This window comes from Brevibacterium sp. S111, from assembly GCF_004745075.1.
In the GTDB taxonomy this organism is placed as follows: domain Bacteria; phylum Actinomycetota; class Actinomycetes; order Actinomycetales; family Brevibacteriaceae; genus Brevibacterium.
The window spans coordinates 67,091-91,803 of the sequence record NZ_RHFH01000005.1 but is presented as its reverse complement, the minus strand read 5'-3'; the positions used below and the strand labels follow the sequence as shown (position 1 = coordinate 91,803).

Below are 24,713 nucleotides of genomic sequence, written 5' to 3'. Positions count from 1 at the left end.
CGCGGTCGCCCTGGCATCGTCGCGGTGGTCTCAGCGTCGACGTTCGCGGTCGAGCAGCTGAGACAGCTGCGAACTCAAGTCGTCGACCCGGCTCTGCGAGTCCTTCTGGCTTCCCGAGGGGCGCTGGCTGAAGGGAATGCCCGAGCGCAGACCACGCCACCCGCAGGTGATCGCCTCGCCCAGCAGGCTCAGGCCGATGCTTAGGGTCATCGGACGAACCGCTTCCTCGGCACCGATGGCACGGGCGCCGAAGTGCAGGCCCAGGCCCGCCGCGAGGCTGAGCGCCCACACGATCAGGGTCTTCGCTGTGTACTTCTGATGCAGCGTCCCGTCCCTGGCGAACAGGGTGGTCGAGGCGCCGCGGAGCATGCCGAAACCGATGCCGACGATGATCGAGGCGGCGAGAAAGATGATGTTCGCCGACGTCCAATGCGTGAAGCCCCACAGCTCCTTGGCCGAGAGTGCCAGCAGGATGACCGGAGGCACTGCGAGGTCCCTCGCGTCGACGGGCTCACCGCGGAACCGTCGGACGATGACGACGATGATGATGACGATGACGGCAATGGCGATCAGTGCTGCACGCATGGCAGGTCTGCCTTTCCTTGATATAGCAGAAGCGTGCTAAAAAGATATCACGATGTAGCAGGAGTGTGCTATAAAAGATCTATGCCGAAGTTCGTCGATCCCGCCCACCGCCGCGAAGTCATCGCCGATGCCGTCTTCGACATCGTTCTCAGCCACGGATTCTCGAGGGTGTCGCTGCGGGCGATCGCCGAGGAGACCGGACTGGCGATCGGGTCGATCCGCCACTACTTCACAACCGCCGAAGGTATCGTCCGATTCGCCCTCGAGACGCTGGTCGAGCGGGTGAGCTCACGGCTCGAAGAGCGGCTGGAGGCTCTGCTGCCCGCGCTCGAGTCCGGGACGCTCAGCAGCGATGAGGCGAAGGCCAGGACCGCCGACTTCCTCGCCGAACTGCTCCCGCTCGATGGCGTGCGTCGACGGGAGTCGGTGGTGTGGCTCGCCTTCGAGGAGGAGGCGCGCACGCAGCCGGATCTCGCCGACGTCTTCGAGACCTCGGTGCGTGGGACCCGCGCACTCATGGCTCGCACCCTGGAGAATATGGACCGGCGCGGCGTCCTGCGCGCCGATCTCGACCTCGAGCTCGAAGCCGATTCGCTCGCCGCGCTCATCGATGGGTTGACGCTGCGCTCGACCCTGCACCCGGACGTGCTTACGCCCGACCGTGCCAAGGTCGTGCTCTCTGCGCATCTTGAAGGGCTGAGGGGCTGAGTCTCAGTCGCCCGTCGATAGTGCGCGGCGACGCGACCTCAAACTTCGGCCGGCGAGTGTGCGGCGACGGACCGACTTGAGCGCTGTCCCTTCTTCCCACGGAACAGTGCATTGTCCACGCTCCAGCGTCCGGGGCCGGCTGCGGCGAGCAGAAGGGCACCTGCGGCCAGTGCCGCCACGAGTTCCCAGCCGCCCTGGTCGACGAACGGCGTCGGCACCGCATGCACGATGACCAGTGCGCCGATGAGATCAGCGGCAAGCAGGACGCCGACAAGCGGTGTCAGTGCACCGAGGATGAGCAGGGCGCCGCCGATGAGCTCGACGAAGGTGGCGAACGGCGCGGCGATCTCTGGGAAGGGCACGCCCATCTGTGAGAACGATTCGGTGGTTCCGGCGACGGTCCATTCGTCGAACTTCTGCCATCCGTGAGCGATGACGATGGCGCCGAGGCCGATGCGAGCGATGAGGGTGACGATGTCGCGGATGAGGGGCGGGAGTCCAGCTGCTGCGTACACGGAGACCTCCGGTGTTGGTTGAAATGACAACTACACGTTATTGGCCGAATATGGACAGAGCCTGGCAACAGGATCGTCTGTCACCCGAGGTGATCGGGATCGAGCCGGGCTCAGAACCCGTAGGCGGCCTCCCTGTCCTCCCGGATGCGGGAGAAGGTGGTTGTCAGCACGATGGAGTCCTCGACCAAACGGTCGAGCCGCTGGATGACATCCTCGTTGATGATCTGGCCCCGGTGCAGGTCCTTCTCTTCGACGAACACATACGGGCTGACGACCTGGGCCTTCATGTAGGTGAGGATGGGCAGCAGCTGCTGCTGGAGGATGAGGTAGTGCTTGGCGGATCCGGCGGTGGCGACCATGGCCACGACCTTGTCGCGAAGGGCGTCGACCGGCAGCAGATCGAACACGTTCTTCAACGCCGCCGGGATCGAGGCCTGGAAGATCGGAGTGCCGATGATGACCGCGTCGGCGTCCATGACCTCCTGAGCCACCCGTGCGGTGTCGCCGGTGTACTCGGTGAAATTCCGGCCGTCGGCGAAGACCATGTCGAGCTCGGCGAGGTCGATCAGCGTTACCTCGATGGTCGGATCCCGAGTCATCACGGTCTGGGTGACATGCTCCATGACGGTCCGAGTCTTCGTGCCGACGTTCGAACCGGACAGGGCGACGAGCTTCATTCTGCGTTCTCCTCGATGGGGGCGTTCTCCTCGGTGGTGGTGCCCTCGGGCTTCGCGGTGTACTTCTTTACGGCGGGGATGATCTCCGTTCCGAGTGTCTCGATCTGAGCCATCACCCGGTCATAGGGCATGCCGCCGAAGTCGATCTGTCCCAGGTAGCGCTGATGGCCGAAGACCTCGTGCTGGTGGAGGATCTTCTCGATGATCTGCTGGGGACTGCCTATGTTGACGATGCTGGCCGGGTCGACGCTCTGGGCGAAGAGCTGTTTGGGCATGCCCTGCCCGTTGGTGCGCTTCATTCCCTCGTTGATGTGCGGGTAGAACTCGCGCAGGGCGTCCTGCGAGGTCTCTGCCGTGTAGAGGAAGCCGGCGGTGGCCACCGGCAGTGTGGCAGGGTCGAAGCCCGAACGCCGGGCCGCTTCTCGGTAGGCATCGATCGTGGGTTTGAACGACGAGGTGGTCCCGCCCAGATGGGCCATGACCATGGGCACACCGGCCAGACCGGCCTTGATCGCGCTCGCGGGCGCGCCGCCGACAGCGCGCCAGATCGGAAGGCTGCCATGGGCCGGGCGGGGGAGGACCTCGGCGTCGTCGAGGGGCGCGCGGAACTGTCCCGACCAGGTGACACGCTCCTCGGTGTTGATTCTGCGCAGGAGGTCGAACTTCTCCTCGTACAGCTCCTCGTAATCGCGCAGATCGTAGCCGAGGAGGCGGAACAGGCCGACGCGGGAGGCACGTCCGGCGACGAGCTCGGCGCGCCCGCCGGAGAGGTGGTCGATGGTGGCGAAGTTCTCGAACACCCGCACCGGGTCCGAGGTGCTCACGATCGTCGAGGTGCTGCCGATGCGGATCGTGTTCGTCGCCTGTGCGATGGCGCCGAGGATGACGGCGTGGGCCTGGGAGGCGAAGAACTCCTGGTGGCTCTCCCCGACGCTGAAGAAGTCGAACCCGGCCTGCTCGGCCGCCTGGGCGTAGCCGACGAATTCGCGGATGCGCTCGCCGGCGCTGACACGTGTGCCATCGGCGGGATTCGGCAGGTGATCGCCGAGGCTGTACATCCCGAACTGCAGACCCTGGCCGGGGTCGATGCCGACCTGGTCCATCACCGGTGTGGTCTGCTGCGGTGCGTTTGTGCTCATCGTCTCTCTTCTGTGGCAGGGCGGCCGACCGGAACGGGCGACCTCAGAATGTCATTTGCCATGTCAACTGATGATTGCGACGAATTATTCCTCAGCGCGGGTCGGTCTCTTCCGAGGGACTGGTCTCATCCGAGGGGTCGGTCTCCGGAGCCTGCTCGGTCTCCGGAGCCTGCTCGGGCGCGGGGTGCTGGTCAGCATCTGAGCGACGATCGACGCTGTGCTCGTAGAGCTTCTTCATCAGCGCGTGCAGCGTCGTCTTCTCCTCCTCGTCGAGGACCTCGTCGAAGAGCGACGCCTGCTGTTCGAGCTGCGAGGGGTAGGCCCGAGCAAGAACCTCGGCGCCCCTGTCGGTGAGCGTGATGTGTTTGGTCTTCCAGTCCTGCTGCCGGCAGATGAGGCCCTCGCGCTCGAGGCGAGCGAGCATCCGGGAGATGCCGCCTCCGCTGACCGTCAGTCCGCGGGCCAGGTCGGTCTGAGTGATCGGCTGGAAGTTGCGGATATGGGCCAGGGCTTCGAATTGGGCGACGGAGAGTCCGAACCGACGCAGGTGCTCATTGGACAGCTGATTGCTGTTCTGGACGAAGCGGGCCATCCGCAGCCAGATGAGCGTGCTCAGTGACAGCTCCTCCACTGTGCCTCCTCTGCCGACGTCTCACTCGCTGCGATTCGTCCTCACAATACCTGGACTGAAGTGGGGGTAAGGCATGGGCGCGGAAACAGGTGCAGGATCCGCTGCGGGAGCGGCTGGAGGATCCGCTGCAGACTCATAGCGCGGGCCTGCGGCTCAAGCGGTGGTCACGATCGGATACTTTTCGGCGCACGAAGCATCCGATGGCGACCACTGTTTTGCCGAGGCGGGGAGTCCGTCGAGTTCCCTGCCGCCCTTCGCAGCGTGCACAGCGTTCTCCATGAGTGGGTGAAATTGCAATCACACGATGGTGGTCGATGATGACGCGACACTGAATGCGGTGGCACGGTAGGGGCGACCGGACTTCCCCGGATCGACATGGGGAGCTCGCGGGCATCGTTATGAGGCGTGTGAAGCCCTCGACCCCGGCATTGCCTGCAGCCACACTGTCAGACATGTCCGAACACGAACAATCATCGCCTGATCCGCACTCCGCGCGGACTTCTGCATCCTCACAGCGGCAGGACACGCGTCTGGAGTCGAGTTCGAAGAGCAAGAGGATCCTCGCCTGGAGCGGCGCGGTTGTCATCTTCCTGCTGCTCATTCTTCCGACGCTCGGCAGTCATGGAGCTAACCAGCGGTTCTATGAGGGAGATCATTTCATCTGCTTCCCTGCCCTCGGTCCGACGACGACCTACCCCGTGAGCATGTTCGAAGAGACCGAGTTCGCGATGGACACTGCCGCCGACATCGGCGTCGCCGCCACGGCGAGAGCCAAGGTGAACAGGCTCGAGACCGAAAAGACGTTCAGAGTGGCCCTCTGCGGGGAACAGCGCTCCCGCAGAGTCGCCTGGGCCCTTGTCCTCACGGTTCCGACCCTGATGATCGGCTTCTCGGCGAAGAGCGATCTCATCCGTTCGCAACGGGACGGATCCCCACAGGGCCCGTGAGTCGGGCCGACCATGGGCATTCGAAGACATTCGCGGCCTGTCTCTCAAGCGCTTTTCGCATGCGCCGATCCCGATGGTCTGCCTCGGCGGCGCCTTTCGCCGAGGTCGAGGATGATCAGGGTCAGTCCGTGGCCGAGGAGCACGGCGGCGCTGAGGAAGCTCAATGCGACGTCGAGGATCCCTGCCTCGGTGAGTGAGGGCTTGCGCTGGAAACCAGGAGTCGTCAGCAGCATCGAGCCGATGACGACCGCCCCGGTGGCACAGGCGATCAGCCCAGCGGGACCGAGCTTCTCGAGCGCTGCCACGGCCAGGAGCACGATGACGGCGAGGAATACGAGCACGGCCGCGACATCGAAGCTGTGACCGGTCCGCGCGACTTCCTGCCAGAGGTTGCCATATCGAACCGAGCTGTCGGGCTCGGATGCGTAATAGGCGAAGAAGGTCAGCGCGAAGGTCACGACGCTCAAAGGTGCATAGAAGCGGGCACAGCCGCCATCGAGGCGGTGCTTCCACGAGTCGATATCGGCGCCCCGGCCAGTGGTGATCGCATTCGGAGTCGCCATCGGGTCCTCTCTCACGTGTACGGCTCTTCGAACACCATCGTCCGCATCCGGCAGTGAGAGGGCAACGGTGGACGAGACTCACGTTGATGTCCGCGAAACCCGGCGCTCGCCTCGGCGGTGGTCGGTCTTGCTCACATCGGTCGTCGAACCGTGTGCAGGCGGGCGTTCCGCACCCGGGTCAGAGGCGCGAGCGAAGGCCAGCACGATGCCGACGCCGGTCAGCGTGGCCACCAGCGATGATCCGCCATAGGACACCAGCGGCAGGGGCACTCCGATGACCGGCAGCAGGGTCGTCACCACTCCCATATTGATGAGAGCCTGCCCGACGATCCAGGCGAGGACGCACGCACCCAGGATCTTCGTCAGCCTGTTCCGACTCATCAGTGAGGCGCGTATGAGCCCCACGGCGATGAGACCGAACAGAGCCACGACTGCCAGTGTTCCGAAGAGTCCGATCTCCTCGCCGATGATGGCGAAGATGTAGTCGTTGTGGGCCTCGGCCAGCCAGAACCACTTCTCGCGGCTGGCTCCGAGACCGACTCCCGTCCATCCTCCGGAGGCGAGAGCGAACAGGCCGTGGTTGGACTGCCAGTGCTGGCCCAGGGCGTCGGCCTCGCTCTGGGCGTCGCTGGCGAACATCGCACGCACTCGCGCCATCCGATACGGGCTCGAGATGACCAGGAGCGTGACGCCCGCTGCGATGACCCCGAAGGCGATGGCGAAGTACCGCTTCGGCACTCCGGACACGAACAGCGCTGCCAATGCCATGAGCATGAGCACCAGGGTCGTGCCGAGATCGCCTCCGAGGAGGATGAACCCGGCCGCGACGATGACGGGAGTGAGGGTGAGCAGGAGCTTGCGGGGGCGGTAGTGCTGGGAGGTCAGATGCGCCAGAGCCACGGCGAACCAGACCGCGAGGATGGGTTTGAACAGCTCCGAAGGCTGTGCCTGCAGGCTTCCGATCCGCAGCCAGTTCGTGCTTCCGTTGACCGTGGTGCCCAACCCCGGCACCAGTGGCAGCGCGAGGAGCAGCAGACCGCCGCCCATGAGAGGCCAGGCGATCCGCTGCCAGACCCGGACGGGAGTGAGCGCGGCCAGGACCATCATTGTCAGTCCGGCCACTGCGAAGACCCCCTGCCGTGCGAAAACGGAGAAGGACGAGGCGCTCGAGCCGTCATAGGAGGTGATCGATGTTGCGGACAGCACCATGAGCAGGCCGAGACCGACCAGGCACAGGCAGGATACGACCAGCATCGTCGTTCCCGGCAGGAGGCGGGGAGGTCTCCTGAACTTCTCGCGCAGAGAGCGCCCCTTCGCCGATGACTCGGAGTGTGCCGAGCCCATGCTACTTTCCCGACTCACCATGAATCCTCACTGATCTCGTCCCGCTGTGACCGACCACCATTTCAGGAGTCCGCCCACGCTGCAAGTCCAGCTGTAGTCAGGTTCGGCCGGACTGTGCAGGAGTGTGGGACGTACGATGGAGACGTGAGCACTGCAACGAACGTGACCGACTCCGCCGCCGATGGTCAGGGCGATGCCCTCCTGGGCGCCGGACGGTCCGCCGCCGTCATCATCGCCTCCACCTCGGCGGCCAGGGGAGAGGCCGCCGACACCACGGGCCCGATCCTCGTCGACTGGCTGCGCTGCCGCGGATACGAGACCCCCGATGCCGTCGTCGTCCGCGACGGCGAACCCGTCGGTCAGGCGCTGCGCGCGCTCCTCGTCGACACCCCGGAGGGTGAACGTCCCCGCGTCATCGTCACCAGCGGCGGCACCGGGCTCGCCCCCGACGATCGCACCCCGGAGTTCACCGCCGAACTTCTCGAGCGCCAATCGCCGGGGCTCATCTATGCGATGTGGCGCAAGGGCCTGGAATCGACCTCCACGGCGGTGATGAGTCGCGGCGTCGCGGGTGTGCGCGGTCGCAGCTTCGTCATCAATTTCCCCGGTTCGAAGGGCGGGGTCAAGGACGGCATCACGGTCATCGACGACCTCCTCGAGCACATCCAGACGTCGGTCGAGGACACCACCGATCACGGACCGAGGGTCTGAAGCCATGCAGATGCGCAAGGCCGTCCGCGCCCGAGTCCACAAGTTCGACGCCACCGGCGAGATCTCCGCGGGACCTGATTCCCTGGCAGGAGAGGAGCCGTTGGAGATCCAGCTCAACGGTGAGCAGTACACCGTGACCATGCGCACCGCCGGGAACGATGTCGAGCTCATCTCCGGATACCTGCTCTCCGAGGCGGTCGTGACCGCGATGGATGACATCGAGGAGATCAACTTCTCTGCCGGAATCGCCCCCGACGGAACCCGGAACTACAACGTCGCCCGCGTGCGACTGCGACCGGGGGTGTGGAACCCCGAGTCGGCCCCGGCCCGCAATGTCTACACCTCCTCCTCGTGCGGAATCTGCGGAACCGCAGCCGCCGATGCGGTCACGAAGACCTCGGCGTTCCCGCTCATCCCCGCCTCCTGCCATCTCGAAGACGAGGAAGACTATGAGTTCCCGCGGCTGATCTCGGCCGCCCGGATCGGTGAGCTTCCCGACCGGCTGCGCGAGACCCAGGAGATCTTCGACAAGACCGGGGGAGTCCACGCCGCAGCACTCTTCGCTGTCGGTGAAGATCCCCGAGAAGAACCCGAACTGCTCGTCGGACGTGAAGACGTCGGTCGGCACAACGCCGTGGACAAGGTCATCGGCTGGGCCATGGCCAACCGGGGTCTGCCGCTGCGATCGACCGTTCTGCAGGTCTCGGCCAGGGCGTCGTTCGAACTCGTGCAGAAATGTGCGATGGCCGGCATTCCGATGATGTCGGCGGTCAGCGCCCCCTCGGCGATGGCCGTCGAATACGGCCGCGAGGTCGGCGTGACCGTCATCGGATTCAACCGCAGGGGCAGGTTCAACGTGTATTCGTATCCCGAGCGCGTGGACTGATCTGACCGGCTCTGCCTCCTACCGGATACCATGCTCATTTGGAGCAAGACGAACAGAACAGCGATGGGAAGCTTCGGATGAGCGGCAGAGGTCGGCGATGACCGGCAGTGACCGGAAAGCCCCGGGAATTGGGCTGCTCACCGTCCTCCTCGGTGCCGTGGCCGCCGGGCCCATCCTGCTCTACGGCCTCAGCGCCACCAGCGATTCGATCATTGCCGAGCTCGGCATCTCCGAAGCCCAATTCGGTCTCCTGGCCACCACTTGCTTTGGCACCGCGGCCATCGGCAACGCGACCTTGGGCAGGCTCGCCGACCGGCACTCCGACCTCTCGCTCATGGCATTCATCTTCGTCCTCGCCACGCTCGCTCTGCTGCTGGTGGCCGTGCCCGACGGGTTCTGGATGCTGCTCCTCGCCGCAGGCCTGTCCGGCATCGCCCAATCCTTCCCCAACGGGGTGACCAACCGGATCCTCCTCGAGCGCGTCCCCGTCGCCAAGCGGATCGGCTGGGTCGGCATCAAACAGTCCGGAGTCCAGGTCAGCCAACTCGTTGCGAGCCTCGTGTTTCCCGTGCTTGCGATCGGCGTCGGCTGGCGCGGCGCCGCCCTGACCGTCGCGATCATTCCACTCATCCTGCTTGCGATGACCTGGCGATCCCTGCGCACCACCCCGCTGCTGCCCGCCCCGAGCTCACAGGTCGGCACCGCAGACGCGCCCGCAGAGGCGGCACCGAGCACCCCAACCCCAGCCACACCCGCCGAGGCGGCCGACCGCAGCCGTGCACCGTCCCCTGCGGGACCGGCCCGACACCCGGCAATGGTGTGGGCGCTGGCCGCCTTCGGGCTCATCAACGGCATCGGCGTGCAGGCGACGAATGTGTACATGCCCCTGTTCGCCGTGCGGGAGATGGGCTTCTCCCTCGTCCTCGGCGGCGCTACCGCGGCTCTGGCCGGAGTCATCGGCGTCATCGCCCGCGTCACCTGGGCCAGACGCATGGCCAAGGGCGCCTCGGGGGCGCATCTTCTGCTCGTCCTCGCCCTCATCGCCCTGGCCGGAGCGATCCTCTTCTTCACCGCCGACGCCGCCGGCTCGCCGTTGCTGGTGTGGCTGGCCGTGGCCTTCCACGGCATCTCCGCACTCGGGGTCTCCGTGGTGCTCATGGCCGCGCTCATGCGCGTCATCCCCGCGGGCTCGATGGCTTCGGCCAGCGGCATGGTCACGGCCGGAATGTTCTTCGGCTTCGCCATCGGCCCGCTGGGAATGGGCGTGGTCGTCGGTTCGCCGGGCGGGTTCCCGCTCGGCTGGGTCGCCGTCGGAGCGTCCTATCTGCTGTGCGTGCTGCTCGCCCTCGTGCTCATCCGCGCGGCGCGCACGACACACTGAACCGAGGGTGCATCCCAGGGCCGAGCACAGGTAGTCAGCGACCCTGCCAGACAGGACCGCGCTTCTCTGCGAAGGCCAGCGAACCTTCGCAGAAATCGGCCGAGCTCAGCATCGTCTGGTAGCCCTCGAGCTGGCCCGAGCGCATGAGAGCGAAGCCCTCCTCGACGTCGAGCGTCTGGGTGGCCAAGACCACTTCCTTGATCGCCCGCAGTGCCAGAGGCGCCCCGCAACTGATTTCCTCGGCGAGTTCGAGTGCGCTGCTGACGACCTCGGAAGGCTCGACGGTCCGGTTCGTCAAGCCCCACCGTTCGGCTTCTGCCGCGCCCATCCGGCGTCCGGTCATGAGCATCTCCAGAGCCACTGCCGTGGGCAGGAGTTTGGGCAGGCGCAGCACCCCGCCGGAGTCGGCGATCATGCCCAGCCGCACTTCGGTCAGCGCGAACTCGGCTGCCGAGGACGCAACGATGAGGTCGGCGGCCAGGGCGAGTTCGAAGCCACCGCCCAAGGCCAAGCCGTTGACGGCGGCGATGATCGGCTTCGTCCGGGTGAAGTACTCGGTGAGTCCGGCGAAGCCGCCGGGGCCGTGATCGGCATCGACTGCTTCACCCCCGGCCGCGGCCTTGAGGTCCCAGCCGGCGCTGAAGAAGCGCGTGCCACGGCCGGTGAGCACCGCCACCCGCAGCTGAGGGTCGGCCTCGAACTTCGAGAACGCCGCGTAGAGGGCCTTGCTGGTTGCGACGTCCACGGCGTTGGCCTTCGGCCGGTCGAGGGTGATCAGAGCCGTCGTGCCGATGGTCTCGACAGTGGTTGGGGCCTGTCGAAGGATGAGCGGATTGACCTCGAGCTCGGAGACCGTGCTGTCGGCCAGGGCCCAGTTGACGATCACGCTGATCGCCTCGACAGCGGCATCGACATCGGCGCGTGGTCGGCCGCGGGCCCCGTCGAGCACTGGCCACAGCTTGAGGGAGTGCAGGGCCGTGCGGATCCCCTCGGGGCGGACCGGCAGCAGAAGGGTCACGAAGTCGCGGATGACTTCGATGAAGGTGCCGCCGACTCCCAGCCTGATACCGTGCGGTGGATCGGGCGCAGGGTCTCGCTGCATGCGACCTCGGCAGGCAAGGCGATGCTGGCGTGGCTTCCCGAGAGTGATACGCGCGCCGTTCTTGCCGCGCCGCTCACCGGTCACACCGAGTCCACGCACACGCGTACTGAGGAACTGGAAGCCGAGCTCGCTGATATCCGAACTGCAGGCTACAGCGTCGCCGCCGGAGAGCTGGAGCATGGCGTGCACGGTGTCTCGGCTGCGATCCGGGCAAAGCAGCACAGCCCCATCGGGGTCATCAGCATCTGGGGACCGCAGGAGAGGATCCCCGACGAGAGATTCGCAGAACTCGGTGCGCTCGTCGCCGCAGCGGCCCGCCAAGCCGTCGGGAGACCGGGCGACTGAGAACGGGGCGCCCTGCGTTTCAGCGGGACGAGACTCTGAGAAGATCCTTGACCGGTCCTGTCGGCACCCTCTGACCGAACCTGTCCAGGCGCCTCCTCAGGACTCTTCGGGATCCTCGACGACGCGGTCCGTGGCCAGCAGTGTCCGATCGCCGGCCTGCAGCGTGCCCAGCCCCTCTTCGGTGAACGCCACCGGAACCGCGACCACACCCGAGCCTTCGGCCGGATAGCCGCGGGCAAGACTGCCCGTCGTGGCGTTGTGGACCCGCAGTGTGCCTTCTTCGCGCAGATAGATCAGGCCCCCGACGGCTGCCTCGAGCTCGACGGTCTTCGGCACAGAGACCGGCAGTTCGTTCTTACCTGTGTCATCGATGACCGTCAGCCCCTGCGCTCCGAGGGTGACGATGGCCCCGGTGTTCGCGTCTGCAGCCACCCCGCGGGCATCGTCATCGAGCAGTTCACCGGTCTTCCGGTCGAGCACCGGCCCGACACCGTCGCCGGCGTCGAGGTGGATGACTGTCTCACCCGGGGCTGCCCCGGGCGCGGCACGCAGCTCATCGGCGTTCCAGCCGTTGTCCGGAAGTGACAGCTCCCAGGACTCCTCACCGGTGGCGCGCAGCTTCTCACCGTCGATGCTCAGTATCGTTCCCCGATATTCGCCGAGGTGGCGCACATCCGTGGATCCGTCCTGCACCGCCTCGCCGGTGGCCGGGTCGAGGGCGAGAGCGTCAGTGGGTGCGGCATCCTCGGCGGCGAAGACCGTGCCGGGCCCGCGCATCGGGCCGGGCACGTCCACGGGCCCCCATTTCTGCTTGCCGGTCTCGAGATCGAAGGCGCTGGCGGTGACATCCTCGTCACAGTCCGTCGACGAGTCGGAATCAGTGAGCACGGCCAGGGGATCGCCGTCGCCATCGACGCTGACGGTGAAGCCGGTGCACCCGCTCGGGCGCTTCGCCTGCCACAGCATCGAGCCGTGGACGTCGACGGCGGAGAACTCGAGGTTCTCGTCGCCGGTGCTCGCGGAGAGGAAGACCTCACCGTGGTGGGCCGGCGGCAGGTCCCACCCGGGCTCGACGAGTTCGAGGGGTTCGATGATGAGCGGCAGCTGCAGATCGGAGGCGTCGACGGCATCGAGATCGGTCGTGACCTGCTCCGGTGCCCGGTCGAAGTCGTCGGGGGCCGAGGAACAGCCCGCGAGGGCGAAAACACCGATGAGCGGTCCGGCGAGGGCGAAGAGGAGTCTGCGGCTGCGCATGGTTCAGTGCTTCGCCCCCGGTGACTGAGACGGCTTCGCTGACGCCTCGGCTGAGGCGTCCGAGTCATTCTGGTCGGCGGCCGCACCGTCCTTGTCCGAGGACGCTTCGCGCTGATCCGCGGCAGCGGCGCGTCGGGCGCGCCGACGCTCGTGGCGGAACCACAGGATGATCGCGAGGACCGCCAGCACGCAGACGACGATGATGTCTGTCGTGGTCGAGGACCAGGAGCTCACCCATTCCTGAGCATGGGCCAACGTGGTCGTCGGCACCAGCGACGGTGCCGAGACCAAGCCGTTCGTCGCCCAGAACACAATGCCGATGACGATCATCAGGATCCCGGTGACCATCGAGACGACCGGGATCCTGCGGCCGAAGAGCGTCACCGAACCCCCGCGGAGCATCGAACGCGTCCGGGTGCCCACGCGGGTCCACAGGGCCGCGATGATGAACAGCGGCACGACCATCCCGGCTCCGTAGACGGCGAGCATCATGCCGCCGAGGACGAGACTGCCCTTGGTCGCGGCCAGGGTGAGCACCGCGCCGAGGATGGGACCGGCGCAGACGCCGGCGATCCCGCTCGTGGCGCCGAGGAGGAAGGTCTTCGTCCAGCCCGTCGCCTGCGCGGAGCGCTGCCGGGCGGCATCGGCTCCCGGCAGCACCTTCGCCGGATCGAATCCGAATCCGAAGAACTGGACGATGCCCAAGACGATGAGGATCACCGAGGCGACGAGGACGATCGCGCCGCGATGGGAGGTGAACAGTGCCCCGAGCGTGCCGGCGCCGATGCCCAAGGGGATGAGGACGAGCAGCATGCCCACGTAGAAGATGAGGCCGTGGAGCACCAGCCGAGACCCCGCCCCGACGGTGGATCCGAAGAACGCCGGCAGCAGGAGTGCGGCGCAGGGGCTGAGCAGAGCGAGGATTCCGCCGATGAAGGCGCTGATCAGGCTGATGTCCATCAGTGCTGTCCTTTCTTTGCCGATTCAACGGCATCGACGAAGACGTTCGTGGGCTGAGCCCCGACATAGGGTTGGCCGTCGAGGATGAAGGTCGGCGTGGAGAACGCGCCGAGGTCGGTGCCCATCTCGGCGTTGTCCTGCACGGCCTGCGCTGTCTCCTCGGAGTTCATGTCCGTGGAGAATCGGGAGGTGTCGAGTCCGATGTCGTCGGCTACCTCGGTGAGCGCTTCGGGGGTGAGCTCATCGGGTGAGCGCGGCTTGCCGTCGGCGAACAGCGCTTCGTGGAACTCCCAATGCTTGTTCTGCAGGGCCGCGGCGTAGGCGGCCTTCGCGGCCTGTTCGGACGCGGAGCCGAACACATTGACTTCTCGCCACTCGATGCGCAGATCGCCGGAGTCGACGTAGTCGAGCATCGTCGGCAGCGTGTCCTGCGACCAGGAGGCGCAGTACGGACACTGATAGTCGGAGAAGGCGACGAGTTTGACCGGTGCATCGACAGGGCCATCGGACATCGGATCGGATTCGTCAGCGGATTCGTCCTCGCCGAGGTCGGACTGTTCAGGGTCGGCGACTTCCGTGACGACGGCTTCCGGAGCAGGGCCGGCGTTGTCCGCCGTGGGCGATGTCCCGTCGTCCTCGCCCCGGTCGATGACGAGGATCATGAGCACGAGCGCAGCGGCTGAGGCGACCACCGCGGCGGGGATCCACCAGCGGTACTGCGTGCGCGGCGCCGCATGTTTGGCCATGCCCTCACTCCTTGGTTACTAAGATGCTTAGTAAACTATAGATCATCGGTCTTCCGGGTCGAAAATTCCGCTGCCGCGATCACTGCTTCTTCGGCGACAGCAGGGGGCTGTCGGGATCGCCGAAGAGGCGGGCGCCGGTTTCGGCGATATGGTGCGCAGCGCCGAAACGTCGGGTGGCCGGATCGTCCTCGGCCCCATCGATGGTCTGGCCGTCACTTGCCGATCTCGTCTCGGTTCCGTTCGGACCGTTCCCGGCCCCGGCTGCAGTGACGATCCGACCGTCGCCGACGGCCGAGAGCTCGGCGTCGTCGGCCAGCGGTGCGTCCCAGCGCTTCGTGCCGTCGAGGTCGAAGCCGTGCAGCTGCGCATCGGCCGTGATGAGGGTGTGGCTGCCCGCATCGTAGCCGGCGCTGTCGATGTTGCTGGCGACAGCGGCGCCAGAGCGCAGGTCGATCAGGGTGCGCTGCCGGTCGCCGGCGCTGCCGAGGAGTGCGTGGGATCCGCCGATCGCTTCCCATGGCGTCTCGCGGGCCTCGCCGGCTGAGACCCCCAGGTCCGCGGCGTCGCGGATCCACAGGCGGTGGCCCCCGAGGTCCTGGCCGATGAGCATCTCACCGTCGGCGAGGATGAGATGACTGCCCAGCAGCGTGATCACCCGGGGTGAGTCCTCGGCCTCGGCAGCCAGCCTCTTCCCTGTGGCGGGATCGAGGGCCACGCGGGGGCCGCCCTTGCCGATGAAGTCCTGCGGTGCGCCGGCGAAAACGAGCCCGCTGCCGAGCAGGGGCCCGGGCGCCTCGACGGGGCCCCAGAGCTTTCTGCCCGTGTGGAGGTCGAAGCCTGAGGCCGTCGTCGCCAGTGAGCTGTTCGATCCAGACTGCTGGTCCATGAGGACGGCCACGGGGCCGGCCTCTGATTCGCTGACGAAGAAGCCGGAGCAGACTCGCGGCCGCAGCGCCGTCCAGAGGATCGTCCCCGCGGAATCGACGGCGCGGAACTCGAGGTCCGAGTCCTTCTCGTGCAGCGACAGGAACACGCCGTCGGCCTCCTGTGCCGCCATGACCCAGCCGGGGTCGACGACGCCCGTCTCGCTGTCTCCGGCGCGGGCGGTGCCGGGGTCGTCCGGCTCGGCCGGATCGAGTGTCTCGGCCGGCGAGTGAACCGGCCTGGGGTCGGTCGATGCGCTGTTCTCATCGAGACCCGTGCAGGCCGTCAGTGAGGCCAGGGTGAGCAGGCAGGCGGGCAGGATCATCGCGCGGGCTGCGGGGCGGGTCATGATTCAGTCCTCGGCCCGGGCGAGCGCCTCATCGACCGCGTCGATGAATTCCTGAGTGGGCTGGGCGCCGAGCAGCGGTTTGCCTCCGATGACGAAGGCTGGGGTGCTCGAGACGCCGATCGACTGCCCTTCCTCGGAGACGGCTTCGAACTCCTCGTGGGCCTGAGTCGAATTCATGTCGCGCTTGAACTGCAGAGGATCGAGTCCGAGCTCCTCGCCGAGGCTGACGAGTGAGTCATCGTCGAGCTGGGATTTCGGGCGGTGCTCGCCGCCTTCGAATAGGGCGTTGTGGTAGTCCCAGTACTCATCCTGCATGCCTGCGGCGAAGACGGCACGAGCGGCCCGCTCGGACTCCTCGCCGAAGACCGCGAGGTCGCGCATTTCGATCCGGAGGTCACCGGAGTCGACATAGTCCAGCATCGCCGGCAGGGTGTCCTCGTTCCATGTTGCACAGTAGGGGCACTGGTAGTCCGAGTACATGACGAGAGTGGCCGGGGCATCGACGTCGCCGACCGCGTTCGTCTCTTCGGAATCCCTGTGCTCGACGAAGGACAGATCGACGTCCTCCTCGGCGGAATCGTTCTGCGAACTCGTACTCTGCCCCTGGGTATCGGCATCGGAGCCTCCCTGGTTGACGATGACGATGCCGATGACGACAGTGGCGAGGATGATGACGGTCAGAGGGACGAGCCAGAACATGGGGCCGCGTTCGGTGCGGGGCACAAAAGCCTCCTGTGGGTGTGGGCGTCGGGGCATGATCGAGTCGACCAATTTACTATGGGCCATAGTATACTAATGTGCATAGTAGACTCATGTCGTCACCATGTCAGAGAGGGGATCTCATGTTTGTCGACGCGCTCAGAGACGCCTACCGGGGCCTCCTGCTCTGGGACCGCAGGCGCATCGGTGTGGCCGCGGCCGCGGCCGCGGGGTCCGCTGTGATCATCGGGTTCGCGACGGTGCTCATCCCCAATGCCCTCTTCGCCCGCGACATCCCGCCCGTGTGGTGGGACTACCCGGTGTGGATCCTCACGTCGCTGCTGCTCGGAATGCTCATCGCCAGCTATGTGCGCAGCCCGGGGCCCGCATCCGAGGGGCGGTCGAGCGGCCCGGACTCCGCCCCCGAGGTAGGGGCACGCGGTCCGGAGGTCGCTTCCGAGGGGCGGTCGGGTGTCCTCGGCGGCGTGGGCGGAATGCTCGGATGGTTCGCCGTCGGATGCCCGGTGTGCAACAAGATCGCGCTGCTGGCCCTGGGCTACACTGGCGCCTTGACCTACTTCGCACCGCTCCAGCCACTCCTGGCCGCAGTCTCGGTCATCCTCCTGCTGGCAGCCGTGATCATCCGCCTCAAGGGCCAGTACTCGTGTCCGCTTCCCACGCCCGAACGGAGCACCCGCTCATGACTGACACCGACGACCGGGGCGCGAGCTCCTCGCCGATTCGCCTCGGCGCCCTCGAGAAGCAGGTGATGGGACTGCTGTGGGACCACGAACCGCTCACGGTTCGGCAGATCATCGAGCTCTCGGAGGCCGAGCCCGCCTACACCACCATCGCGACCGTGCTGACCAACCTCGAACGCAAGGGACTCGTCAGCCGCGAGCGTCGCGGCCGCTCGGTTCTCCACGCTCCGGTCGTCAGTCGTGAGCAGCACACTGCGCGGACGATGCAGGCGGCCCTGGTCGACGGCGGAGACCGAGCGGCCTCGATCCTTCACTTCGTCGAAGGCATCGATGCCGCCGACATCCGCTTGCTGCGTGACTACCTCGAGGCGAAGGATGTCGCCGAATGAGCATGCTGATCAGCGGTGCGTGCGTCGCCGCTCTCGCCTTCGTCCTTGCCTGGGCCGGCCCTGCTCTCGTCCGCGCGGCCGCGCCGGTGCTCATGCGCGTGCCGCGCGTGGCGGTGTTCGCCCTCCTGTCCCTGCCGCTGCTGTCCTGGGCCGTGGTGTCCGCGCTCAGCCTCATGGCGGCATGGCTGCTCAAGGGCCCCGATGTGCTGCCGATGCCCATCGGCGACGTGTGCCAGCGCTGCCTCATCGCGGCGAACCCCTTCGGCGGTGCGCAGATCGACACGCTCGTCCCCGTGGTCCTCTTCCTCCTCCTGCCTCTGGTCGTCTCCCTCGGATTCCTCATCCGTGGTGGTCTTCTGGCCAGGCGGCGGCATCGAGAGAACGCTGAGACGGCGCGTCTCCTCGGCCGCGAGGCCGTGGACGTCGAGGTGGCCGGACGGATCGTCAAGACCGTGGCCGGTCCTCGTCTTCTGGCGTTCTCCCTGCCCCGCAGGTACGGGGGAGTGGTGCTGTCGGAAGATCTGTGTTCGGCTCTGGAGCCCGGTGAGCTGATGGCGGTGGTCGAACATGAGAGAGCCCATGTCGACCAAGGCCACCATGCCGTCATGGCTGTTGTGGAGGCGTTCGTGCGGCCGCTGCGGTTCATCCCGCTCTTCGCCGAGGTCGCCGCCTCGGTCCCTCTCTACCTCGAGATCGCGGCCGACGACCGTGCACGGAAAGTCGCAGGGACACCCGCGCTTGCCAGTGCTCTTCTCAAGATCGGACACCAGGTGGGGGAGAGCGGCCACCTCGGCGGCTCATATGCGCTGAATATCGCCGGACCCGACCGGGTCCGGCAGCTCGTCGCGCCCGTCAGGGTGTCCCCGGGGCTGTTGCCGACTGCGGCTCTGAGCAGTGCTCTGGCCGCCTTCTGCGTCCTGTTCTCCTCGGTCATCGCCACCTACGTCGGGGTCCTGCTCACTGGCTGCACCCTGCCCTGAAGGCAGTCCTGGGGCGAGGGCAAGCCGGATTCTGTCTTCCGTCCGTACTCTCACAGGCGCAGCTCGTGTCCGACGCTGCGGGCATATCCTTCCTTGACGAGGTCGAGGTGGGTCCACGAATCCAGGTAAGCGACCTCCGGCAGGGTTCGCAGAGACTCAACAGTCGCGAGCACTTCGCTCGAGACCTGGCCATGGACGGTGGCGATGAAGTCGAAGCTGCCGTGGGTGCGGGCGGCGAAGTGGATAGCTGGTGTGGCAAGAATCAGCTCTCGGACTGCGTTGACGTCCCCGCGGGCGGAGATCCCGAGACCGATGGAGAACCGGCTGCGCGAGATGCCGCCGGGCTGGATAGCTGAGATGCGGATGACACCTGCATCGAGAGGTTTCGTCACCCGCTCTCTGGCCGACGCGAAATCGGAATTCGCCCGCAGGGTCGACGCTGAGCCGATGCCGCCCCTCTTGGCGGAGGACTTCGAGGCGCCCATCGATCTGCCCTGGCCCGATTACACGTGGAATGGTGCTCGGGGCTGGTGAGACGACGTTCAGTAACACATAATAGAACTTATGTCCGAATACGAGGTGCCGGCATGGATTGTGCGTTACCAGAACTTCAAGACGCTGTGCTCATATGTCTGCGGCGAGTACATCCGCTTCTACCTCACCACCGGATGCGACCAGATCAGCTACACGCATTCGCAGATCACCGAGGGACTGCCGACCTATTCGTGCCGTCTCGAAGCCGTCGACGAGGCGGTCCTCCTGCTGCCGCTCGACGACTGGCTCGAACGCATGGATGAGGTCCAGTCCGTGGTGCGAACCTGGCTGGGAGAGCACTCGGATCTGCGCGGGTGCCGACCGGAGAAGTCCCACTATCAGGGCGACCCGTACTGGTTCCGTCGGTGGCAGGACGCCAACCCCTGGTGATGAGCGGTCGGGTCATACACCCGTTTCCTCACCGGCGCCGGGATCGGCGGCGAATACGCGGCCGTGAATTCGGCAATCGACGAACTCATCCCGGCCCGCGTGCGTGGACGTATCGACCTCATCATCAACGGTTCCTGTTGGGCAGAAGGACGGAGCCGAGCGCATCGTCGGCGACATCGAAGACGGCGTCGAGGTGGAGACCTCCCAGGCCCTGCCGGCACCGGAGAAGACCATCACCGTGCGACAGCGGAAGACGATCTCCTTCGTCGAGATCATGAAGGTCGCGTTCACGATCTACCCCAAACGGTCGATCCTCTGCCTCATCCTCTTTGTCGGACAGGCGTTCCTCTGCAACGGAATCACCTTCAACCTCGTCACGCTCTTCCACGGGTTTTACGGTGTGGCAATGGCCAACGTGCCGATCTTCATCTACCTGTGGTCGCTGAGCGATTTCGCCGGCCCCGTCACACTTGACCGGCATCTATGCGCCGTGGCCCTCGGCGTCCTCAGGTGATGTTCCGACCGGGGTCTCTGCCAACGAGGTCAACGGGATCATCGATTTCGTCCACCGCATGGAACCTGTCGGCGAGGTGGAACTCTACCGCGCGATCGGGGCTCGCCGATGGGGGCGGGACGCTTCCGTGCGGCCGTGCGCGAAGCGATCAGGCAGGGAGCTGTCTGGCACAATCGACGCGGCAGGCTCGAGCGCCGAGGTGACGAGACATAGGCCGGGCTCGGGCTCAACGGGTGATCGGAGACTCAGCTCGCGCGCATCAGCCCGATTCTCGTGCTCTGCGTGCCGAGGCGACGTCGTCGACGATGACGACGATGTGGCGCAGGCTCGTGATGAGTGAGCCGTAGAACGGCCAGGCGATCTGCGGAAGCGTCAGATCCTTCGAGCTATCGGTCGGCAGCTGCTCGAGGCGGTCGAAGATCGGTTGGACCTCGGCATCGGGATCGGCGATGGACCGTCCGGCATCGGCGGCGGCCCGTCGGCCCAGTCTGCTGGAACGCAGCGCTGTGGGGGGATTGATGCGTCGGCTCTCGCGGGCGAATCGCACGGTCTGCCATGCGGATTCGAGCTCCTGGGTCATGGCTTCTGTGCGTTCGAACCACTGCTGGGCAGCATCTGCGTCCCATGCGCGATGGAACTGGTCCGGCATGTCGATGAGCACGTCTCCCATCTGCCGGTTCACGCTGTCGATGTAGCGTGCCGCCTGCCGATCCTGCAGGAGCGGGACCACGAGGAGATTGACCACGAGGCCGACGGCCACACCGAGACCGAGTTCGAGCAATCGGTTGCCGAGCAGCGGCTGCTGAGAATCGAATCCGGAACCGAGGACGAAGATCGTCGTCTGCACACCTCGCGACAACGACCTGTAGACGGTGGCATGGACTGTCAGCAGCGCGGTCCACGGCGCAAGGAAAGCCATCTGGCTGTCCAGGACGGAGTCCGAGAGCCACCACGCCGCGGTCGCGGCGATCACACCCTTGGCGAACTGCAGCAGGTCGGTGGCGAATTCCGGCCAGAATAGTTCAGCTCCGGCAGAGGCGTAAGAGGGTGTGGCCGTCGCGTGTCGGGTCGACGGCTGCCTCGTCGGACTCGGGGGAGTGAGCAGCATCTTCACCTGATGGAGGTTGACGGGGTGGAGGCGATAGAGTGAACGAGTGTCTCCTGTGAGAAATTCGGCCCTCCGCCATGTCAGCGGACTGCAGCGAATCATCCCCTGGGCGATTGCCGGCGTGGCCAGCGCGGTGCCGGCGACCGTCGTTGCTTCGATGGCCGTCGATCTCATCCAGCAACGAGGACGGAAGTCGCGCATCGCTCCGCGACCGGGAACCTTCAGCTCGACGGTCGAACAGTCCGAACTCAACATCTACACTGACGGTTCCACCCTCTACGATGACATGCTCGATGCGATCGGCTCCGCCCGAGAGTCGATCCTCATGGAGACATTCATCTGGAAGAACGACGAGGTGGGGCAGAGGTTCATCGACGCGTTCAACGCCGCCTCCGCACGCGGGGTGGAAGTCCACCTCATCTACGACGGCTTCGCGAACCTGTCGGTCCCGAGTTCGTTCTACCATCAGCTCTCCGAATCCATTCATGTACTGCGCCTGCCGACGGTGGCACGGCGGTTCTGGCGCGGACCGATGCGCCACTCGGGATTCAACCATTCGAAGATCCTCGTCATCGACGATGATGTGGCATTCGTCGGCGGATTCAACATCGGAGCTCTCTACGCCCGTCACTGGCGTGACACCCACCTGCGATCGGTCGGTCCCGGGGCCTGGGGTCTGCGGCAGACGATCACGCAGGTCTGGAACGAATTCCACGACGCGGACGAACAGATCCCCTGGGTTCCTCCTGCGGCCTGGGAATCGAAGCTTCGGGTCTCGGCGAATCTTCCGATCCACCTCGTCTATCCGATTCGGAACATGTACCTCAACGCCTTCGCCCGGGCCCGGACGCGGATCTGGCTGACAACTCCGTACTTCATCCCCGACCAGCAGCTGTTGGCTGCCCTCATCGAAGCCGCCGGTCGGGGAGTGGACGTACGGGTGATGGTTCCGCAGGAGTCCAACCACATCCTCGGTGACTGGCTCTCACGAGGGTTCTTCGAGCAGATGATCAACTCCGAGGTCACGGTCCTGCTCTACACCGCGAGCATGATCCATTCGAAGGTCGCCACCGTCGACGGCGAATGGTCGACGGTGGGTACGGCCAACATCGACCGACTGTCGCTGACCTTCAACTACGAGACCAATGTCGAAGTCATCGACAGCGCATTCGCCGCTGAAATGGAGAAGGTGTTCGAAAGCGACTCCGCACACTGTGTCGAACTCGGCTCCGAGTGGCTCAACCGCCACCGGCTGACCAAGCTCGCCGAACGTGTGCTCGTGCCGATGCGCCCCTGGCTGTGATGCGGGCTCATCCGTTCCCCTGATCCTGGTCTTCGGCAGGTTCAGCCTGTGCGCTTCTTCGTCTGCTTCTGCGAACGGATGCTGTGCACGGATTTGCACAGCGCTTCCATCAGGTCGATGACGTCGCCGGACGGCGCTTCATCCTCCTCGTCCTCGGGGAAGGCCTCCTCGAGGTCGAGCGTCTCACCCTGGTCAGAGATCTGGGCGCGGGAATTGACACCCTTGAAATCGACGTCACGGATCTCATCGGCCCAGCGCAGCGTCAGGAGCATGAGCAGCTTTCCGCACACCCGCAGGATCGCCAGTCGGGTCCGGGTGCGCAGTGTGATCTTGACGATCGCTGTCCGGTCCGTGTCCTCGAGCGTTTTGCGCAGGAGCAGATAGGCCTTGGGCGTCTTCGATGTCGGTTCGAGGAAGTACGACTGCTCCAACATGATCGGGTCGATCTGATCACTGGGGACGAACTGCAGCACGTCGAGGTCGTCGCTGTCATCGGCGGGCAGCGCCTCGAAATCCTCGTCCGTGAGGATGACGCGATGATCGCCGTCATCGTAGGCCTTGACGAAGTTCTCGTAGTCGGTGACCTTGCCGCACTCCTGACAGCGGAGCTGATTGCGGATGCGTCCGCCATCCTTTTCATGCACCTGGTGCATCCGCACATCGTGGCTTTCGGTCGCCGATTACAGCTTCACCGGCATATTGACGGGGCCGAACGCAATCGACCCGGCCCAAATCGCTCTCATCCCTCCATTGAAACGCAGGCCCCGAAGCTTGGCCAGCCCCTGTCGCCCGGGGACTTCTACGAGGAGAAGGCCTCGGCTGCTGCCTGGCAATGGATGGAACACAGCATTGCAGGTGTGATCACATGGTCGCCTTCTCCTCGCCGACACCGTTGTCGTTGAACCCGATGAGCTCATAGCCCATCTCGGCGAGCTCCTCGTCTTCGGAGCCCGGGGGCGTGTCACCATTGATGGGCCGCCCGGCTGTCTCATTGAAGAAGTGGATGCCGATGAGACCGATGATACCGGCCGCGACCAGGTAGAAGGCTGGGAAAAGGTCGAATCCCGTCTGCTTGATGACGAAGGTGTTCACCGCCGCCGTCGTGCCGCCGAAGATCGCCGTCGAGATGTTGTAGCCGATGGCGAATCCGGAGAAGCGCACCTGCGTGGGGAAGATCGCCGGCAGTGTCGCGGAGACGCAGGATTGGAGCATCACCTGGAGCAGGGCGATGATGCCCAACCCGAGGATCTGCCAGCCGGGGCCCTCAGCGTGCATGAGCATGAAGGCGGGAACGGAGAGGAGGATGAAACCGATCGCCGAGGTGTACAGCACCGGTTTGCGGCCGATGGAGTCCGTCAGCCGCCCCAGCGGGGTGATGACGACCATCATCGCCGCGAGCAGGCCGATGAGCATGAAGTTGCTCTCGACCTCCGAATGCCCCAGCGTATCGGCCAGATAGGTCGGCATATAGGTCAGCACCATGTACTGGCCGATGTTGAGCAGGACGACGAACGCCATGAGCATCGTGATCTGCTTCGAATATCCGCGGAACAGATCCCGGAAGGGCTTCCTCGTCGTCTTCTGCCGCGACGTCGCCTCGGAGAAGGCCTCGGGCTCATCGAGTTTCATCCGCAGCCACAGAGCGATTGCGCCCAGCGGCAGGGTGAGCAGGAAGGGCAGACGCCACCAGCCGGCGTCCATGCCGTCGCTGCCGACGAGGACGAGGAGGATGGTGCAGACCAGAGCCGCCGAGGCGGTCCCGGCCACGGTGCCGAGTTCGAGGAAGGAACCGCAGAAGCCACGTCTTCTATCCGGTGACGATTCCGCCATGTAGACCGCGGCACCGCCGTACTCCCCGCCGGTGGAGAAGCCCTGGACCATCCGGCACAGGAGCAGCAGGATCGGGGCGAAGGCGCCCAGAGTGGCATAGGTGGGCAGGATGCCGATCAGTGTGGTCGGGATCGTCATCATGATGATGGTCAGGACCATGACGTGCTGGCGCCCGATCTTGTCGCCCAAGGGGCCGAGGACGAAACCGCCGAGCGGCCGGAAGACGAAGGAGAGGGCGAGGAAGGCGAAGGTGAGGGCCACGCCCCATTCTCCGGGGAAGAACGCATTGGCGATGTAGACCGAGACATAGGAGTAGACGCCGTAGTCGAACCATTCGACGGCGTTGCCCAGCGCCGAGCCTCCGATGGCGCGCTTGAGTGTGCGCTTGTCCTCCGGCGGCATCTTGCTCATGTCGATGCCGTCCGGCGTGGGGATCTTCTCGTCCGATGAGGATTCGCTCATGATTCTCAACCTCCCGACTGTCTGCGGGTGTGATCG

Annotated in this window: 28 protein-coding genes and 1 pseudogene; 12 read left to right on the top strand and 17 right to left on the bottom strand. The window is 65.6% G+C overall.

From position 1 onward, the window contains the following. Window positions 1–30 precede the first annotated feature (30 nt). A complete protein-coding gene (locus tag EB836_RS07330; RefSeq protein ID WP_135538993.1) occupies window positions 31–585 on the bottom strand; it encodes a DUF1453 family protein in 555 nt (184 codons plus the stop codon). Window positions 586–666: 81 nt separating this feature from the next. Between EB836_RS07330 and EB836_RS07325 the strand changes: the two genes are divergently transcribed. Further along, entirely contained in the window at window positions 667–1,293 is a 627-nt protein-coding gene (locus tag EB836_RS07325; protein ID WP_135538991.1) for a TetR/AcrR family transcriptional regulator, read from the top strand. Between the two features lie 38 nt (window positions 1,294–1,331). Here EB836_RS07325 and EB836_RS07320 read toward each other — a convergent pair whose 3' ends face one another. The 4 genes from EB836_RS07320 to EB836_RS07305 all read right to left on the bottom strand — a co-directional run bounded on the left by EB836_RS07320 (window position 1,332) and on the right by EB836_RS07305 (window position 4,255). Further along, window positions 1,332–1,808: a DoxX family protein gene (locus tag EB836_RS07320; protein ID WP_135538990.1), complete on the bottom strand. Its 477-nt coding sequence runs from the start codon at window positions 1,806–1,808 to the stop codon at window positions 1,332–1,334. Window positions 1,809–1,918: 110 nt separating this feature from the next. Continuing rightward, window positions 1,919–2,485: an NAD(P)H-dependent oxidoreductase gene (locus EB836_RS07315; protein ID WP_135538988.1), complete on the bottom strand. Its 567-nt coding sequence runs from the start codon at window positions 2,483–2,485 to the stop codon at window positions 1,919–1,921. Then, on the bottom strand, window positions 2,482–3,624 hold the full coding sequence (locus EB836_RS07310; protein ID WP_205683329.1) for an LLM class flavin-dependent oxidoreductase: 1,143 nt from the start codon (window positions 3,622–3,624) through the stop codon (window positions 2,482–2,484). The genes EB836_RS07315 and EB836_RS07310 overlap by 4 nt, the downstream gene beginning before the upstream one ends. 91 nt (window positions 3,625–3,715) lie before the next feature. Beyond that, window positions 3,716–4,255: a MarR family transcriptional regulator gene (locus tag EB836_RS07305; RefSeq protein ID WP_135538986.1), complete on the bottom strand. Its 540-nt coding sequence runs from the start codon at window positions 4,253–4,255 to the stop codon at window positions 3,716–3,718. Window positions 4,256–4,707: 452 nt separating this feature from the next. On the opposite strand from EB836_RS07305, the gene EB836_RS07300 reads away from it, so the two are divergent. Next, the gene (locus tag EB836_RS07300) at window positions 4,708–5,202 is read left to right on the top strand and encodes a hypothetical protein (protein ID WP_135538984.1); all 495 of its coding nucleotides are present in this window, start codon (window positions 4,708–4,710) and stop codon (window positions 5,200–5,202) included. 44 nt (window positions 5,203–5,246) lie between these two features. Here the strand turns inward: EB836_RS07300 and EB836_RS07295 are convergent, their stop codons facing one another. Both EB836_RS07295 and ftsW read right to left on the bottom strand, forming a co-directional pair. Continuing rightward, complete coding sequence (locus EB836_RS07295) at window positions 5,247–5,765, bottom strand: hypothetical protein (protein ID WP_135538982.1); 519 nt, start codon at window positions 5,763–5,765, stop codon at window positions 5,247–5,249. A 78-nt stretch (window positions 5,766–5,843) separates the two neighbouring features. Next, entirely contained in the window at window positions 5,844–7,109 is a 1,266-nt protein-coding gene (gene ftsW / locus EB836_RS07290) for a putative lipid II flippase FtsW (RefSeq protein ID WP_167854390.1), read from the bottom strand. Between the two features lie 144 nt (window positions 7,110–7,253). Here ftsW and EB836_RS07285 point away from each other — a divergent pair, with 144 nt between their 5' ends. The 3 genes from EB836_RS07285 (at window position 7,254) to EB836_RS07275 (ending at window position 10,087) form a co-directional block, all read left to right on the top strand. After that, window positions 7,254–7,820: a MogA/MoaB family molybdenum cofactor biosynthesis protein gene (locus tag EB836_RS07285; RefSeq protein WP_240689699.1), complete on the top strand. Its 567-nt coding sequence runs from the start codon at window positions 7,254–7,256 to the stop codon at window positions 7,818–7,820. A 4-nt stretch (window positions 7,821–7,824) separates the two neighbouring features. After that, window positions 7,825–8,706, top strand: a complete 882-nt coding sequence (gene fdhD / locus EB836_RS07280; RefSeq protein WP_135538979.1) for a formate dehydrogenase accessory sulfurtransferase FdhD — start codon at window positions 7,825–7,827, stop codon at window positions 8,704–8,706. A 97-nt stretch (window positions 8,707–8,803) separates the two neighbouring features. Then, on the top strand, window positions 8,804–10,087 hold the full coding sequence (locus EB836_RS07275) for an MFS transporter (RefSeq protein WP_135538977.1): 1,284 nt from the start codon (window positions 8,804–8,806) through the stop codon (window positions 10,085–10,087). 34 nt (window positions 10,088–10,121) lie between these two features. On the opposite strand, the gene EB836_RS07270 is transcribed toward EB836_RS07275, so the two are convergent. After that, window positions 10,122–11,189 (bottom strand): enoyl-CoA hydratase-related protein, encoded by a 1,068-nt coding sequence (locus EB836_RS07270; protein WP_135538975.1) that lies wholly within the window; start codon window positions 11,187–11,189, stop codon window positions 10,122–10,124. Between EB836_RS07270 and EB836_RS07265 the strand changes: the two genes are divergently transcribed. After that, window positions 11,157–11,534, top strand: a complete 378-nt coding sequence (locus tag EB836_RS07265) for an IclR family transcriptional regulator C-terminal domain-containing protein (RefSeq protein ID WP_167854389.1) — start codon at window positions 11,157–11,159, stop codon at window positions 11,532–11,534. The two genes, EB836_RS07270 and EB836_RS07265, sit on opposite strands and share 33 nt — an antisense overlap. A 96-nt stretch (window positions 11,535–11,630) precedes the next feature. Here EB836_RS07265 and EB836_RS07260 read toward each other — a convergent pair whose 3' ends face one another. The 5 genes from EB836_RS07260 to EB836_RS07240 all read right to left on the bottom strand — a co-directional run bounded on the left by EB836_RS07260 (window position 11,631) and on the right by EB836_RS07240 (window position 16,490). After that, window positions 11,631–12,788, bottom strand: a complete 1,158-nt coding sequence (locus tag EB836_RS07260) for a hypothetical protein (protein WP_135538971.1) — start codon at window positions 12,786–12,788, stop codon at window positions 11,631–11,633. A 3-nt stretch (window positions 12,789–12,791) separates the two neighbouring features. Further along, window positions 12,792–13,748, bottom strand: a complete 957-nt coding sequence (locus EB836_RS07255) for a cytochrome c biogenesis CcdA family protein (protein ID WP_135538970.1) — start codon at window positions 13,746–13,748, stop codon at window positions 12,792–12,794. Next, window positions 13,748–14,494 carry a thioredoxin domain-containing protein gene (locus EB836_RS07250; protein ID WP_135538968.1) on the bottom strand — a complete coding sequence of 249 codons (747 nt, stop codon included), beginning with the start codon at window positions 14,492–14,494 and terminating at the stop codon, window positions 13,748–13,750. The genes EB836_RS07255 and EB836_RS07250 overlap by 1 nt, the downstream gene beginning before the upstream one ends. A 79-nt stretch (window positions 14,495–14,573) precedes the next feature. Then, window positions 14,574–15,767 carry a hypothetical protein gene (locus EB836_RS07245; RefSeq protein WP_135538966.1) on the bottom strand — a complete coding sequence of 398 codons (1,194 nt, stop codon included), beginning with the start codon at window positions 15,765–15,767 and terminating at the stop codon, window positions 14,574–14,576. Between the two features lie 3 nt (window positions 15,768–15,770). After that, window positions 15,771–16,490, bottom strand: a complete 720-nt coding sequence (locus EB836_RS07240; RefSeq protein ID WP_167854388.1) for a thioredoxin domain-containing protein — start codon at window positions 16,488–16,490, stop codon at window positions 15,771–15,773. Between the two features lie 119 nt (window positions 16,491–16,609). Between EB836_RS07240 and EB836_RS07235 the strand changes: the two genes are divergently transcribed. Genes EB836_RS07235 through EB836_RS07225 form a run of 3 tightly spaced genes read left to right on the top strand, consistent with a single transcriptional unit; the run spans window position 16,610 to window position 18,536 of the window. Further along, the gene (locus EB836_RS07235; RefSeq protein WP_135538962.1) at window positions 16,610–17,170 is read left to right on the top strand and encodes a hypothetical protein; all 561 of its coding nucleotides are present in this window, start codon (window positions 16,610–16,612) and stop codon (window positions 17,168–17,170) included. Beyond that, window positions 17,167–17,556, top strand: a complete 390-nt coding sequence (locus tag EB836_RS07230) for a BlaI/MecI/CopY family transcriptional regulator (protein WP_135538961.1) — start codon at window positions 17,167–17,169, stop codon at window positions 17,554–17,556. The genes EB836_RS07235 and EB836_RS07230 overlap by 4 nt, the downstream gene beginning before the upstream one ends. Next, window positions 17,553–18,536 carry a M56 family metallopeptidase gene (locus tag EB836_RS07225; RefSeq protein WP_135538959.1) on the top strand — a complete coding sequence of 328 codons (984 nt, stop codon included), beginning with the start codon at window positions 17,553–17,555 and terminating at the stop codon, window positions 18,534–18,536. Before EB836_RS07230 ends, EB836_RS07225 begins: the two co-directional genes overlap by 4 nt. Before the next feature lie 50 nt (window positions 18,537–18,586). Here the strand turns inward: EB836_RS07225 and EB836_RS07220 are convergent, their stop codons facing one another. Next, window positions 18,587–19,021, bottom strand: a complete 435-nt coding sequence (locus EB836_RS07220) for a hypothetical protein (protein ID WP_167854387.1) — start codon at window positions 19,019–19,021, stop codon at window positions 18,587–18,589. 79 nt (window positions 19,022–19,100) lie between these two features. Here EB836_RS07220 and EB836_RS07215 point away from each other — a divergent pair, with 79 nt between their 5' ends. Beyond that, window positions 19,101–19,460 (top strand): hypothetical protein, encoded by a 360-nt coding sequence (locus EB836_RS07215; RefSeq protein ID WP_135538955.1) that lies wholly within the window; start codon window positions 19,101–19,103, stop codon window positions 19,458–19,460. A 103-nt stretch (window positions 19,461–19,563) separates the two neighbouring features. Beyond that, window positions 19,564–19,974, top strand: a complete 411-nt coding sequence (locus tag EB836_RS07210; RefSeq protein WP_135538953.1) for a hypothetical protein — start codon at window positions 19,564–19,566, stop codon at window positions 19,972–19,974. Window positions 19,975–20,233: 259 nt separating this feature from the next. Here EB836_RS07210 and EB836_RS07205 read toward each other — a convergent pair whose 3' ends face one another. Then, window positions 20,234–21,082, bottom strand: a complete 849-nt coding sequence (locus tag EB836_RS07205; RefSeq protein WP_240689720.1) for a hypothetical protein — start codon at window positions 21,080–21,082, stop codon at window positions 20,234–20,236. Window positions 21,083–21,128: 46 nt separating this feature from the next. Between EB836_RS07205 and EB836_RS07200 the strand changes: the two genes are divergently transcribed. Continuing rightward, on the top strand, window positions 21,129–22,385 hold the full coding sequence (locus tag EB836_RS07200; protein WP_240689697.1) for a phospholipase D-like domain-containing protein: 1,257 nt from the start codon (window positions 21,129–21,131) through the stop codon (window positions 22,383–22,385). Window positions 22,386–22,426: 41 nt separating this feature from the next. Here EB836_RS07200 and EB836_RS07195 read toward each other — a convergent pair. Both EB836_RS07195 and EB836_RS07190 read right to left on the bottom strand, forming a co-directional pair. Then, a pseudogene (locus EB836_RS07195) lies at window positions 22,427–23,050 on the bottom strand (Ku protein); the annotation flags it as partial. A gap of 196 nt (window positions 23,051–23,246) precedes the next feature. Then, window positions 23,247–24,677, bottom strand: coding sequence for an MFS transporter (locus tag EB836_RS07190; RefSeq protein WP_205683328.1), 1,431 nt, complete (start codon window positions 24,675–24,677; stop codon window positions 23,247–23,249). Window positions 24,678–24,713 lie beyond the last annotated feature (36 nt).

Excerpts from the sequence above, each read along its gene's own strand:
- EB836_RS07260 (WP_135538971.1), bottom strand. The coding sequence starts at position 12,788 with ATGCGCAGCCGCAGACTCCTCTTCGCCCTCGCCGGACCGCTCATCGGT.
- EB836_RS07270 (WP_135538975.1), bottom strand. The coding sequence starts at position 11,189 with ATGCAGCGAGACCCTGCGCCCGATCCACCGCACGGTATCAGGCTGGGA.
- EB836_RS07225 (WP_135538959.1), top strand. The coding sequence starts at position 17,553 with ATGAGCATGCTGATCAGCGGTGCGTGCGTCGCCGCTCTCGCCTTCGTC.
- EB836_RS07275 (WP_135538977.1), top strand. The coding sequence starts at position 8,804 with ATGACCGGCAGTGACCGGAAAGCCCCGGGAATTGGGCTGCTCACCGTC.
- EB836_RS07190 (WP_205683328.1), bottom strand. The coding sequence starts at position 24,677 with ATGAGCGAATCCTCATCGGACGAGAAGATCCCCACGCCGGACGGCATC.
- EB836_RS07205 (WP_240689720.1), bottom strand. The coding sequence starts at position 21,082 with ATGCTGCTCACTCCCCCGAGTCCGACGAGGCAGCCGTCGACCCGACAC.
- EB836_RS07230 (WP_135538961.1), top strand. The coding sequence starts at position 17,167 with ATGACTGACACCGACGACCGGGGCGCGAGCTCCTCGCCGATTCGCCTC.
- EB836_RS07245 (WP_135538966.1), bottom strand. The coding sequence starts at position 15,767 with ATGACCCGCCCCGCAGCCCGCGCGATGATCCTGCCCGCCTGCCTGCTC.
- EB836_RS07250 (WP_135538968.1), bottom strand. The coding sequence starts at position 14,494 with ATGGCCAAACATGCGGCGCCGCGCACGCAGTACCGCTGGTGGATCCCC.
- EB836_RS07325 (WP_135538991.1), top strand. The coding sequence starts at position 667 with ATGCCGAAGTTCGTCGATCCCGCCCACCGCCGCGAAGTCATCGCCGAT.
- EB836_RS07330 (WP_135538993.1), bottom strand. The coding sequence starts at position 585 with ATGCGTGCAGCACTGATCGCCATTGCCGTCATCGTCATCATCATCGTC.
- EB836_RS07215 (WP_135538955.1), top strand. The coding sequence starts at position 19,101 with ATGTCCGAATACGAGGTGCCGGCATGGATTGTGCGTTACCAGAACTTC.
- EB836_RS07220 (WP_167854387.1), bottom strand. The coding sequence starts at position 19,021 with ATGGGCGCCTCGAAGTCCTCCGCCAAGAGGGGCGGCATCGGCTCAGCG.
- ftsW (WP_167854390.1), bottom strand. The coding sequence starts at position 7,109 with ATGGGCTCGGCACACTCCGAGTCATCGGCGAAGGGGCGCTCTCTGCGC.
- EB836_RS07255 (WP_135538970.1), bottom strand. The coding sequence starts at position 13,748 with ATGGACATCAGCCTGATCAGCGCCTTCATCGGCGGAATCCTCGCTCTG.
- EB836_RS07235 (WP_135538962.1), top strand. The coding sequence starts at position 16,610 with ATGTTTGTCGACGCGCTCAGAGACGCCTACCGGGGCCTCCTGCTCTGG.
- fdhD (WP_135538979.1), top strand. The coding sequence starts at position 7,825 with ATGCAGATGCGCAAGGCCGTCCGCGCCCGAGTCCACAAGTTCGACGCC.
- EB836_RS07295 (WP_135538982.1), bottom strand. The coding sequence starts at position 5,765 with ATGGCGACTCCGAATGCGATCACCACTGGCCGGGGCGCCGATATCGAC.
- EB836_RS07315 (WP_135538988.1), bottom strand. The coding sequence starts at position 2,485 with ATGAAGCTCGTCGCCCTGTCCGGTTCGAACGTCGGCACGAAGACTCGG.
- EB836_RS07310 (WP_205683329.1), bottom strand. The coding sequence starts at position 3,624 with ATGAGCACAAACGCACCGCAGCAGACCACACCGGTGATGGACCAGGTC.
- EB836_RS07300 (WP_135538984.1), top strand. The coding sequence starts at position 4,708 with ATGTCCGAACACGAACAATCATCGCCTGATCCGCACTCCGCGCGGACT.